At 43.7% G+C, this 12,382-nt stretch carries 6 protein-coding genes and 2 tRNA genes; 4 read left to right on the plus strand and 4 right to left on the minus strand.

Going from position 1 to position 12,382, the window contains the following annotated elements:
- Window positions 1-60 precede the first annotated feature (60 nt).
- From DBR32_RS01585 to DBR32_RS15835, 3 genes are all read left to right on the plus strand, one after another.
- Window positions 61-2,844, plus strand: coding sequence for a T9SS type A sorting domain-containing protein (locus DBR32_RS01585; RefSeq protein WP_124634533.1), 2,784 nt, complete (start codon window positions 61-63; stop codon window positions 2,842-2,844).
- A 565-nt stretch (window positions 2,845-3,409) separates the two neighbouring features.
- A complete protein-coding gene (locus DBR32_RS01590) occupies window positions 3,410-5,641 on the plus strand; it encodes a hypothetical protein (protein ID WP_124634534.1) in 2,232 nt (743 codons plus the stop codon).
- A 441-nt stretch (window positions 5,642-6,082) separates the two neighbouring features.
- Window positions 6,083-6,211: a class I lanthipeptide gene (locus tag DBR32_RS15835; protein ID WP_199724287.1), complete on the plus strand. Its 129-nt coding sequence runs from the start codon at window positions 6,083-6,085 to the stop codon at window positions 6,209-6,211.
- 47 nt (window positions 6,212-6,258) lie between these two features.
- Here DBR32_RS15835 and DBR32_RS01595 read toward each other — a convergent pair whose 3' ends face one another.
- Both DBR32_RS01595 and DBR32_RS01600 read right to left on the minus strand, forming a co-directional pair.
- Window positions 6,259-7,419, minus strand: a complete 1,161-nt coding sequence (locus DBR32_RS01595) for a lanthionine synthetase LanC family protein (protein WP_124634535.1) — start codon at window positions 7,417-7,419, stop codon at window positions 6,259-6,261.
- A 46-nt stretch (window positions 7,420-7,465) separates the two neighbouring features.
- Entirely contained in the window at window positions 7,466-10,579 is a 3,114-nt protein-coding gene (locus DBR32_RS01600) for a lantibiotic dehydratase (RefSeq protein WP_124634536.1), read from the minus strand.
- Window positions 10,580-10,965: 386 nt separating this feature from the next.
- Here DBR32_RS01600 and DBR32_RS01605 point away from each other — a divergent pair, with 386 nt between their 5' ends.
- Window positions 10,966-11,901 carry an NADP-dependent oxidoreductase gene (locus DBR32_RS01605; protein ID WP_124634537.1) on the plus strand — a complete coding sequence of 312 codons (936 nt, stop codon included), beginning with the start codon at window positions 10,966-10,968 and terminating at the stop codon, window positions 11,899-11,901.
- Between the two features lie 235 nt (window positions 11,902-12,136).
- Here the strand turns inward: DBR32_RS01605 and DBR32_RS01610 are convergent.
- Window positions 12,137-12,210 (minus strand) — tRNA-Pro (locus DBR32_RS01610).
- Window positions 12,211-12,226: 16 nt separating this feature from the next.
- Window positions 12,227-12,315: transfer RNA gene (locus DBR32_RS01615), tRNA-Ser, on the minus strand.
- Window positions 12,316-12,382 lie beyond the last annotated feature (67 nt).

A 12,382-nucleotide genomic window follows, 5' to 3' on the forward strand; every position in this document is an offset into this window, starting at 1 on the left:
TCCGTTTTGCTTACCCAAAGAGATAAAATTTAAGTAAAGAGATTTCAAAATCATAAAAAAATGATCAAATATTATAAAATTCTATTCTTCCTATTCAGTCTGATACCTTTTCTTGCTCAAGGACAAACAGACACCATTGCCTTCTGGACTTTCGAAAGCCAGTCAGGGCAGCAATTAATTACACCACCCAATATCTATGGGCCTTTAAGCCCGGAACAAGGTATTGGTACCTTAACAAGCTTGCATCAAAATGGTGCCTATGCCGCCACTTTCGCTAATCCCGGAAACGGCACACCCAAGTCTTTAAACATTAACCGGTGGACCACCATTGGCGATTATATTCAATTTAAAGTAAATACTACCGGCAAATCAACTATTCGCATCGCATTTGAACAAGGAAGTGCCAGCGCAAATGGCCCGAGCGATTTTAAGGTATCCTACAGTACAGACGGTATCACCTTCACCGATCTGCCCGCAGGCAGTTTTCAACAAACCGCTTCTTTAACCGGCGACTGGACTGCTGCGAATTATGTACAAGGATTTACTAAAAGTTTTAACCTCCCCGCTGCTTTAAACAATATGGCCAATGCCTATATCAGGCTGTCTACGACTTCGCTGGCAAGCGTGTCACCCGGCGGTTTAGTCGCTCCGGCAGGTAATTCCCGCTTCGACAACATCCTTATTACCGGCATCTCTACGGTCACTACCTCCCAAATTACCAATGTAGCGACCAATGACTCGTCATTTTGTAATGCAGCTGCCAATAGCTTTTCGGTATCTTTCAATACCACCGCCACCATCCCTACTACTTACACCGCTGAGCGCTCCGATGCATCGGGTAGTTTTGCTGCACCTGTCGTGATCGGCAGTGGTACGGCATCGCCCATAGCCGCCACAATTCCGGCCGGAACAGCAGCAGGCAGCAATTACCGTATCCGTGTGGTAGCAACGGGCAGCATCAGTCAAAACACAGCTGGCCCAATAGTGATAGATCCCGCCATATCTATATCCTTGCAGCCCTCCGGCTTTACGGTGTGCGAGGGCGCTATCGTTAACTTCGAAATGCAAAGTACCAATGCACAAACATTTCAGTGGTTATACAACGGTAGTCCCGTAGCCAACAATTCATGGACAAACTCTTACAACCTATCTGCGGCTTTGCCAAGCGATGCAGGAAACTACAGCGTAGCGCTGACCAATGGAGCCTGTGCCGATACGACGAACAATGCAGTCATAGTGGTGAACCCTGGTACGATACCCAATAACACCACGGTAAGCGGCTTGCGATTTTTGAGCTCCGGGAGTTATTTTCCGGTTATCGCCAACAACGGCAGTTGTGGCAGATTAGCGATGATTAAGGCACTCAACAATACTTTGGGTAACACTACGGTTACCGTTACAGCAGGGGCTCCGCAACAAGCAGGAACCAATGGCCCCTGGTATGTGGGGCGTTATTACAATCTTAACGCCGCTACCCCGCCAACGGGTAATGTAGCCCTAAGCCTTTATTTCAGTCCGCAGGACTGGATCGCCTACAATCAATCTGCCCCGGTTGCGCAGCAGATAGTGGTCAACCAAACCGCGCAAACATTAGGGAACTTATATTTCTCCAAACTGACCAATGTTAATGATCTGGGAACGGGCAATGGGGTATTACTCACACCCGATTCGGTACGTTTTCAAAACGGATACTGGAAGGTGAGTCTAACGGTGAATGGCTTTAATAATCTCTCTACTTTCTATGCACATGGAAATAATTTTGCGCCTTGTGCCACACCAACGATCAGCATTACGGAGAGTATCAACAATATTTGTTCCGGCACAACCGTAAGTTTTTCTGCGGTAGTAACCAATCAAGGCACGGCTCCGGGCTATCAATGGCAGGTGAATGGCACGAACGTTGCTACGGGCATATCATACAGCTATACGCCTGCAAACGGCGATATTGTAAGGTGTATCCTGACCAATACAAACTGTTTTAATCCGACCACAGCAACCAGCAATGTTATTACGATGCAGGTAAACGCCACTGTAACGCCAGGTATTGTGATCTCGACCAGCAACCCCACTTCCTGTTCGGGTGCACCGGTAAGCTATACAGCTACACCGAGCAATGGCGGTACAAGTCCGGTCTATCAATGGAAGGTAAATGGTGCTAATATGGGAAGCAATAGCCCAAGCTTTGATTATACACCCGCTAATGGCGATTTAATCTCCTGCGAATTAACGAGCAATGCCCCTTGTTTGACCACCAATATACCTGTGCTCAGTAACACCATCACCGCAAATGTAAGCAGCATTATTACCGCGGCGATCAATGTGACCGCCAATCCTTCAAGCAATGCCGTTCCCGGTACGCCGATTGTTTATACGGCTAATGTGTCTGGTACAACCGTTTACCGCTTAGAATGGTATGTGAACGGACAACTGATCCAACAACAGCAAAGCCCTGATCATACTTTTACAAGCACTGCAGCGGCAGTACCCGATACCGTTTATGCTGTATTAAAAGTAAATGGATGTTTTACCGATTCCGTTTATCAATCTAATAAAGTAGTGGTGTCTTCTGCCACCGGTATTCCTAAGCTTAGTGCTGAGGTAGGATTAAGATTTTATCCAAATCCTGTTTTGAATCAATTGACGGTTGCGGTGAATCAAGGCGAATTAAAATCCGTGCAATTAATTAATACGATAAGTCAAACCCAGCAGATAGAACAAACCATAACCAATCAAAAGCAGGTAGTGAATTTGTCCCGTTTTGCATCGGGCATTTACTATGTAAAAGTTCTGGTAAAGTATCAGGGCAAAGATTACATTATTGTGGAGAAAATTATTAAAGATTAGAAAAAGACATCAATCATAACATCTTATGTAAAAAGAGCAAGCTACTCACTATGGGTAGCTTGCTCTTTTTACATATATCAAGTGTACCCGATAGTAAGCACCTGTATGCTTTCAATATATTTGAAAAGAGGATAAAGAAGCACTCCCCGAAGACAATCCCTCTTCTTCTTTGCTCCTATACAATCAGGCCAAATTTTTGCGGATACAACCCTACTCAAGTACCAAAAATCAGTGCATAAAGACTAACAAATTTCTTAGTTATAATAAACATCTTTTTCTTCTTTTTTGCCCGGCAGCTAACTAAAAAAAATACCTGAAATTTATGCACTACGTCGTATAATGGCGTAAGCTCGTGCTACTTTTACATTATAGAAACGGAGCACAATAATCTGAAATTGCATCTTTCTTAAACAGGACAAAACACCCTCATCACCATTGTACCTTGTAAGAAAATGCCTTTCTGAATCGCCCTGCCATTGTCGTATTTATTAGACCGGTCGTACAGGCACCGGCAGGGCATTGTATTTCCGTTTCCAACCATTATAAACCTTAAAATCCAAACATCATGTCCGTAATTATTGTAAGCGCATCCGCTACCCTCAACACCGCTTATTTTGCCGCCGGCAACGTCTATGAATTCCTTAACAACCACGATTTACAAACAGCCGCTATCACGCTGCCCGCCAATGTTACGCTCCGCTTTAAAGGCGGTAGTCTGGACAACGGTATGCTAATCGGTACCGATACCATTATCGAGGCCCCAAGAGCCCGGATATTTGGCAAGAACCTTGCTATTGAGCCTACAGGCACCTGGAAAGTTGACCGTGCCTACTCCGATTGGTTCGATTGCTACAAAGACGGGTACTATATCGACCCGGCGACCTTTACTTATAATGCCGGGACGGGCACCTATCAATACAAATATGCCGGTACCACTTTTAATGCCGGAGAGCTCTGCGGTGCAACATTTAACAATGATCGCTTTATGCTGCAGCAGCTCCTGAATATCGGCGCCTTGCACACTATTATTACCGAAGGGGTATACATGGTGGATAGTCTGGGTGGTACAGGAGAACACGTTGCCAATCAATTAACCTGGTTTGGCAAGAAAGGCCTCACCTTGGAAATTGAAGGGATACTGAAAATGATCCCCAACAAGCACAACAACTATAATGTGCTGCTGGTAGCCGAATGTGATAACATAACCCTTTGCGGTTCGGGAAAACTAGTCGGTGATCTGCCGGAACACCAAGGCACTGGCGGAGAAGCAGGCATGTGTCTGCAGGTCAATTCTACAGTAAACATGCATCTTGAAGACCTGACTTTCGAGCAGGGCTGGGGCGACGGTATCTATTATTCCTGGAGAAGGTATTACAGCCTTACCGATAAAAACAAACAGGAAAAACACACCTGGAATCAGGTCAAATGCTTGTACAACCGCCGCACGGGCTTCGCCGTCGAGAAAGGAGACTACCTGTCCATCAACAACAGCGACTTCAATTATACAGCCACGTTTAACGGTACCGCAACTTTCTCAGGTGTGGATATCGAACCATTTGGTAGCGACGATACGCCGCAACGTTATTGTAAGGAGATTCATTTCAACCAATGCCGTGCCAATTACAATAAAGGTACCGGCTTCCGTTTCGAGCGCTTAATGGGCGGCTCTGTCACCAATTCCGAGGCCTCATTCAATGGTGGCGCGGCGGTTGAAACCTTAGAATGTTACTTCGTTAATGAAGATAAAGTCTGGGGGGTGCATGTAACCGAAACCGACAGACGTTTCTTTAAAAATCACATCATCATAGATGCGAATACTTTCAAGGATAACTGGATTACGTTTGTCTCATCAAATAGTTCGGCCAATATCACGAACAACTTTATCCAGAATACGAGTATGGTGATGAATGGCGCATGGCAAGACTCTATCGTAGCCAACAATAAAGTGTTTAACACGGGTTATGTATTTTTTCTGTCGGGGCACCTGCGCAACCTGCTTTTTGAACACAACTACGTAGAGGGTATTGACTGCCCGAACGAAGGTACTGCAGCAGGCGATAGTGCCGCGATGTTTATCATCCGCCAATGGGGCACACCTGCAGACCATGTAAGCGACGTAGTTGTTCAAAACAACACCTTTAAATATGCCGGTGGCAAGATCATCTATGGCAGTAACGACAGCCAGCCGATGCCTTATCCTTCTGTAAAAAATTATCTGTTCTTTGTAGAAAACGGACCGACAGTAGAGAAGATCAAATTCCTGGACAACCACTTTGACGATGAGCTGTGGGCTCCGGAAATAAACACCAATGGATACACCTTGTTTGAAACAGCTGCAGATCCAAAAATCATTCAGCGCAGAACCTTCAGTGTAGCAGATCTGCAGAAAACCAAACACCTGATGAAAGGCGATATTATCGAAGCATATGGTCAGAAAGGTTTGGTAACGAGAGGTGGCTGGCTGGAGACTATTGGTACAACCTTTGCCAACAGTACCGCTTATGAGCGATACCAGATCATAAACGATGGCATGCAATCCGGTATGTCCCTGGTCGTTGGTGCCGGCACCACTGCAGCAGGCGGCGGATTCCCCTATGGTTACGGAGGAAGCGGAACTGCTTCAATCCGGCCAATCAATATCGATTACCCGGTAATCGTTTGGCAAAATCTGGGTACCTGCACCACGGGTGATCGTCCGACAGATTTCAATACACTGGGCAGAACCCTTGTAGAGATAAATCCGGGCGTATCCAGCCAAATGATCCAATGGGACGGATCGGCATGGGTAGTATTGTAAAGTGTTCCAAGTTCGTACACAGGCAGATGACTGTCTAAGCTAATGAAGTATTACAACGGTGTGTATACAGCGGATAATCTTCATCAGATACCCATTAAAAACGTGGCTGTCCGTATTTTCGGACAGCCACGTTTGATGTGCACACACTTGGCGCAGCGTTCTGAGGATTAGCGCACTGGTCGGCTGCATCTTTGCTCCTGAATAAATTTCCGCGCTGTTTCCTCTTATTAGCCCCAGACAATTTCTACTGTATTGACGCTCAATAACTATGCTATTACCAACAGCCAGACGAATGATTAGCAGCACCTGTAACAAGGTCTATTGATATCCAAGTGATTAAAAAAATAATCAAATATTACTAATTTATTTAAGACGTTTTTAACATTTTTTAATAATTACATGTAATATCTTTATATCTCACTAAAATTAAATATAACTTTTATGAAAAAAGCCAATGTAACACCGAAAAAATTAGTGCTGTCTAAAAAAACAATTGCTGTTTTGAACACAAACACTAAACAAGAAAGTAACAACAACACTAAACCATCTTGTATTCCTGAGTGCTATTAAAAGATGATAAAATGCTTCAAAATCCCCACTATAATGTGGGGATTTTTTTATGGCAATAACACCATCTTTCTCCAATCCGAAAGGCTGCTATCGGATTGCTCCATTAAAACCAACCCAATGCCCGGCAGCCCCGTTAAAATACTTTGTTGCCCTTCACTTTCTTTGTTCTTTATATAGTCCAGTTGCTTAAGCGTTTCCTCCAGCCAATAAAAAGCGGTATGCTTATAAATGTCTGCTCCCGTTTCCGCATATAAAAAAGTAAATACACTAACCAGACCGCTTGTACCATGGCAAAAGAATGGATCGGATATTGCAGTTTCCGCAGACCTTATCCTTTGTGTAAGCCTACACCCTAATGCTTCGGCTTCATCAATATACCTTTGGTTCTGCAGATATTTACCTGCTACCGTCAATAAAATCAGGTAACCAAGATCCCCATAACACCAGCCTAGCCTTCCAGAAGCGCCGGCCTCTAGGCTAACACTGTTTATCAGCGATGGGAATATGGACAGTGTGCCCTCATAACCGGCTTCCTTTCTATAGCCCAGCATATAATCTATACTTTTTTCGACAAACCGCTTGGTAGACACCTGATAACCTAATTGCTTTGCCGCATGGATCAGTATCATTAACATGCCGCACTGCCCGTGCGCAAAGCTCAGGTTAAAATTGCCGGCAGCCTCGGCAGATTCCATTCGATTGACGATCAAGGGTGGAGAATGATGATAATATCGCGTCCTTATTTCTTTAAATATTTTTTTTGCATAGCGGTCTTTGCCCGTGACCTCTGCAAAGTACAGCAGTGTATGTAAAATACCAAAACTGCCATGTAAGGGGTCATTTAAGCCGCGCGCTATCATATCGAGTGCCTGCTGTAAAAGATGCCCGGCCAGCAGGTCTGCAGCTTCACAATCGGCCGCGCTTATATATTCCCAATCCCTCAAGACCATCATTACATACAATAATCCACCATAGCCTAAGCTATATGATGCTCCATCCAGTTTAGGCTCGCCTTCATTAAACGCCTGCAACACTTTGTGCCATCGGTTTAAACAAAGTTGTTTTACTTTCTTATTATTGCGGCTCAAATAAGCGAAATACAATACCAGACCAAGCTGGCCTGCAAAAAGACTATTCTCTTGCGGTCGCGTGCTTTGTAATACTTTACTGATCTCGCTGAGTGTATTCCTGATCCGTTGTTTCTCCATTGCACTATTTATTTTAATGTTATAAAGGCGCTGACACACTGCGTATTTATGATGATGTTTTGCGGTTATCGGACCTTGCGATTTGTCCGCTGTAGTACTGGTAGAGAAAGTCGTACAGCACCAGTTCGTGCTCCCTTTGCTGTGTGGCTATGAGCCGGTTGACCAGCATATGGATATGGCTTTTAATCAGGTGATTTAAGGGCACATCCAAGATACCCGCATGCTCCATCCTGATAATTTCACTTACCAGCGGTTTGATCTTTTCGTTCTTAGCCGACAGTATGCAGTGAAGTGTAGCCGCATATTCTGTATCAATATTACTTTCCATTATAGCGTCGATGTTTTGCTTTTGTTCCCGATACAAAAGGCCAAGCTGTTTCTTGAATGCATGGTCAACCGTGAATTCCCGGGCAAAAGCTTCTTTCAGTTCTGAGGTGATCTGTTGCTTTTGCCGGATGGTATATCCGCAGGCATTTAAAAAATTGTCAATGGCCGGTATCACCGCCTGCCAGGAAGCTTGCGGATCATCTGCTGTATCATTGGCCGAGATGATATCAAGCGCCGCTATACTATCATGGTAAAATATCGCCTCAGACAGTGTTATCGCGCTTGTACCATACCTTGAAAGCTCGGGTTTATAAGTATCTATCTGCACATCCCTTACCAACCCCGATTGGTATACTTCTTTAAAGACATCATTGATATGATTGATAACATCTGAAAGGGATACCTCATCCTGCAGCTTTAGCCTAAGCCTTATGTGATAATCAGGATCCATATACCTTATGAAGAAAAAACTGCTGATAAGCCGCGTAGAAAGCAGTTTTTGGGTAAGGGATTTCAGCAGCTGGCTCAATATCCTGTCGCCGGCTTGGGCACTAAGGTATATTTTGTAGTAAAGCCACTGCATGCCCGGTGGATAGCATTGAGGTATCGCTGCGTTTAATATTACTTTATAATTTTCCTGTTGATACACCTTATTTGTATTTATAAGAGGCGCTAAAACCTGGCCCTGGTAATAATGTCCATTTTCGTCGCGGAATTGCGGTGCAAGGTCGAAGCACTCCCGTAGCTCAATATGCTCTTTCTGCCGGATATAGTCTATAAAAACAGCAACAGCCATAGGATCATTAAAGTCTATGGGCAATTCATTATCGTCCTCAATAAGCAAGACCTTGCCGGGAAGTGTATACTTTTCAATAAACGATTTTAAGGTAGTGGTAATGTCCCCTTTCCTAAAAAGATCGCTCAGGTCTTCTCTTGTAAAGCGCCAGCGGGCAGCCGACAAAATAATACCGTCGTATTCTACTCTTGGTAAATAAGTATAAAGGTTTTGTAGGGCACCCCAATTAAAATTTATTGACCGCTTCAAACCCTGAAACTGCAGGTCACATAGAAACTGATAAATGGGCAAAGCATTGTAGGTATAATTATGGGCACTGCTCAACCTGGGTATAATATGAGTACCGTTTTTTTTGTCGTACACAATAACCGTGCCGTCCTTTACACATACCATAATATCCTGAAGTGGAATTTGCATGGTGCGTGGCCGGGAAGATAGGGAAAGACAAGGAATTTCGTACGCTCGGAAAGCAGGATGGCATAATATATTACCGGCACGGCTATCCCCGAAATGCGCGATTTCTGCAAAAGTTATATCCGAGTTCAATGATTGTTCCTTTTCAGCGATGTTTTGACAAATGTCATTAATCTCTTTATTTGCAAATGCAAACCGGGATAATAGGTTGATAGCACTGGAACCACCGCAACTTTCGATATAAATTTTAGGGATATCCTCATCTGACACCAACCTGAATAAAAGATGCATGGAAGGAGGTAGCTGCTCCCAATGCGCCACTAAAGCCTGGCAATCGCTATCATACAGTTTTATAACAGCAGCACCATCGACTAAAAGCTGTACCATCTTTTTTTGCAGTAGTTTTTCAAATGGTTGCAGGACATAGCCAAGTTCTTCTTTTTTGGAAGGAAAAACCAATGCTGCTAAAAGCGGGCTATCTTCGTTCTGACCGCTATTTACATAAATAATACCAAACTCTGGATCGAGCACTTCGAGTATAGGCATACTGGTATTATTGCCATAACGTTTTTCAAAAACGGTCGCAAAGTTTTGTAAGGCCCGCCCCTCTTCTGCCTTTGCACTAAAACAATTCATGATTTTCAAAGTCTGTAACAAACGGGGTTGCAATGAAGCAGGAAATCCTTTTGCTATGGTGGCTTTAGAAAGGTCGACATGGAACAAGTTGCGCTCATCAAATGCCGGGCCAATAGGCCTCAATAACCGCATAATATCCTCATAAACCGTTTCATCATTCCCCATTACACGATCTGTTTCCTCCAGTTTCTTGGCCACTAGATACAGCGTGTTCAATATACTTAAAAGGTATTCATCTTTATTGATATCATACACTCTTTGAAGTGTTTTCAGTATTTGCTGTAAAAATCCATCCCCATGTAAAGCAGGTTCCAGTTCGCTGATAAGCACCTGTGCATTTATAAGTACTTCAATGAAATCGTCCGCTTCTTCAGCAGCAATGTCGGGCGAAACAAGGAGTGCTTTTATATCGGGTAATGCAATGCCCTCACTGGCCCTGTTAATGACAAGATCAAGGTAATCCGATGCAGCCAGGGCACTTATTTGATGTACGCCATTTTCTTTGCTCTGTTGGCACTCAATGTAGCGCCATTCATCCTGTACTTTGTATAAACTATTGTTTGCATAAAAAAGAAGATTTGTGAAAATGCAGGGCCGCCTGGAAAGATGTTTGCCCAACTCCCGTAAATAATGGATATCAAGCACTGTATGGCGCGACTGTCTATTTTTCAGCACATCGATATCTTCATCAGACCACTCACTAACGTGGCAACCGGAAAACAAACCAAAGGGTGTAGCCCTATTCGCGGAACGCCACCAATATTTCATCAAAGAACGGCTGATTTTATTTTTCGTTTTTTCATTAACGACAAAACCATTACGGTATTTCATGCATGCGTCATATAATGTGGGCGAGGCAAGGTAAACCGACTCCATAAAGGCAGCATCTTCTAACAGATCTTCCCAGTTGTTGATCATATTGCCGGAGTCGTATGGTAGCCTGGGTGTGCGTACCACAATTTGGGGATAAAATTGAAATGGTAACATAGGTTGCAGATTAGGGAATAATATGAGTACTGTAAGTTAGTTAGGAGAAAAATTACAAATCTTATGCGCGTTGCAGCTATCCCAAATAGATTTTAATTATCTTTTAACATAATTATGGATTATATATATTAAAAGACAAATGTTTTCTGTTTTCAAAACCACAACATACAAAACCAAGAATTGTAAAGCCACAAGTGGACTGTACTCCGCCATTTCTCGGCTTATTTGATGCAAAACCTATTGCCATCCAATACAGAATCCCAGGAAAGTGTTATACTAACCTTTAAGCAATAAAAGAAACAACAAATTCACTTCCAGTTCGTTTTAACGAAATATTATTCCCGTCAGGCTAAATCATTATTACAATTTATTCCGATTTTTGAATCATGAAAGCGTATTTACTATATGAAGCCGGAGGAACCGACAAACTGATTCTTGGCGAAGCTGAGCGGCCCACTTTAAAAAGCGGGGAAGTTTTAATTAAGGTAAAAGCCATCGGTATAAACCCGGCCGATACCATTTATCGTAATTCGCCGACATTTATTACGCATATATTCGGTGAGGAGCGACCCGTAATAATGGGTTGGGATATAGCCGGGGAGATTGTAGAAAAGGCGGAGCATACCGACGGATTTGAGATAGGTGATGCCGTTTTTGCCCTTTTGCAAAATGCGCGTGGTTATGCAGCATTCGTTGCGGTAAATGTGGGTTTATTAGCGCACAAACCAAAGCATATCACTTTCGAAGAAGCGGCGGCTTCGCCGATGGCTGGTTTGACCGCATGGCAACCACTGGTTCACGGAATGAATATCAAAAAAGGGGACAGAATTCTTATTCATGGCGCTGCAGGGGGTGTGGGTCATTATGCGGTACAAATAGCCAAGTACCTGGGCGCGGAGGTAATCGCAACTTCTTCTGCTAAAAATCATGATTTTGTGGTGGCACTCGGTGCTGATCAACACATCGATTACCAAACTGAAAATTTCTGGGAAGTAATTAAAGATGTCGATTTTGTTTTAGACACCGTCGGGGGCGAAACGCTGGAACGTTCTATTGAAATAACGAAACCCGGTGGTACCATTATCTCCATCGTCGCGCTTACACAGGAGAACCTCATGCCCAAAGCGAAAGAAAAAAACGTACACCTGTCTTTAAGAGCATTGCAATTTAATGGCGCAGATCTGAGAGCATTTGCCGATTTACTCTCAACGGGCGCATTAAAGTCATATATAGCCAGGACATATCCCTTTGCATCTATGGCTGAGGCACATCAACAGGTAGAAACCCGCCGTACCGCCGGGAAAATAGTCCTTAAAATGTAATGGAATGATCCACCATATAATAGATACATGGTATTCACCCGGATTCTTTATGCATGCCCTGCTTGTTCAACAAATCAGGAGCTACGATTTTTTATTATGCCCTAAATGAAGCGCTATTATTATCGGAGGAAGTACAACAAAACAGGAGGACACACGCAACTGATTTATAATAAATGGAATGAAAATGTAGAAAAACAAAAGCCCCACTCCAAAGAGCGGGGCTTTACTGTTAATGTAGGGAAGACAGGGTTCGAACCTGCGACCCCCTGGTCCCAAACCAGGTGCGCTACCGGACTGCGCTACTTCCCTATAAAGACTTTAAGTGCGGTGAGGGGGGGATTCGAACCCCCGGTACAGTTTGACCCGTACGTCAGTTTAGCAAACTGGTGATTTCAGCCACTCATCCACCTCACCAATACTTTAAGATCTTATCCCTTTTCGTTACCTAAAGGGGATGCAAAGGTAAAAATTATTTTCAATA

The organism is Taibaiella sp. KBW10 (assembly GCF_003852495.1).
In the GTDB taxonomy this organism is placed as follows: domain Bacteria; phylum Bacteroidota; class Bacteroidia; order Chitinophagales; family Chitinophagaceae; genus Edaphocola.

Coding starts and splice junctions, on each gene's coding strand:
- DBR32_RS01585 (WP_124634533.1), top strand. CDS start 61: ATGATCAAATATTATAAAATTCTATTCTTCCTATTCAGTCTGATACCT.
- DBR32_RS01590 (WP_124634534.1), top strand. CDS start 3,410: ATGTCCGTAATTATTGTAAGCGCATCCGCTACCCTCAACACCGCTTAT.
- DBR32_RS15835 (WP_199724287.1), top strand. CDS start 6,083: ATGAAAAAAGCCAATGTAACACCGAAAAAATTAGTGCTGTCTAAAAAA.
- DBR32_RS01595 (WP_124634535.1), bottom strand. CDS start 7,419: ATGGAGAAACAACGGATCAGGAATACACTCAGCGAGATCAGTAAAGTA.
- DBR32_RS01600 (WP_124634536.1), bottom strand. CDS start 10,579: ATGTTACCATTTCAATTTTATCCCCAAATTGTGGTACGCACACCCAGG.
- DBR32_RS01605 (WP_124634537.1), top strand. CDS start 10,966: ATGAAAGCGTATTTACTATATGAAGCCGGAGGAACCGACAAACTGATT.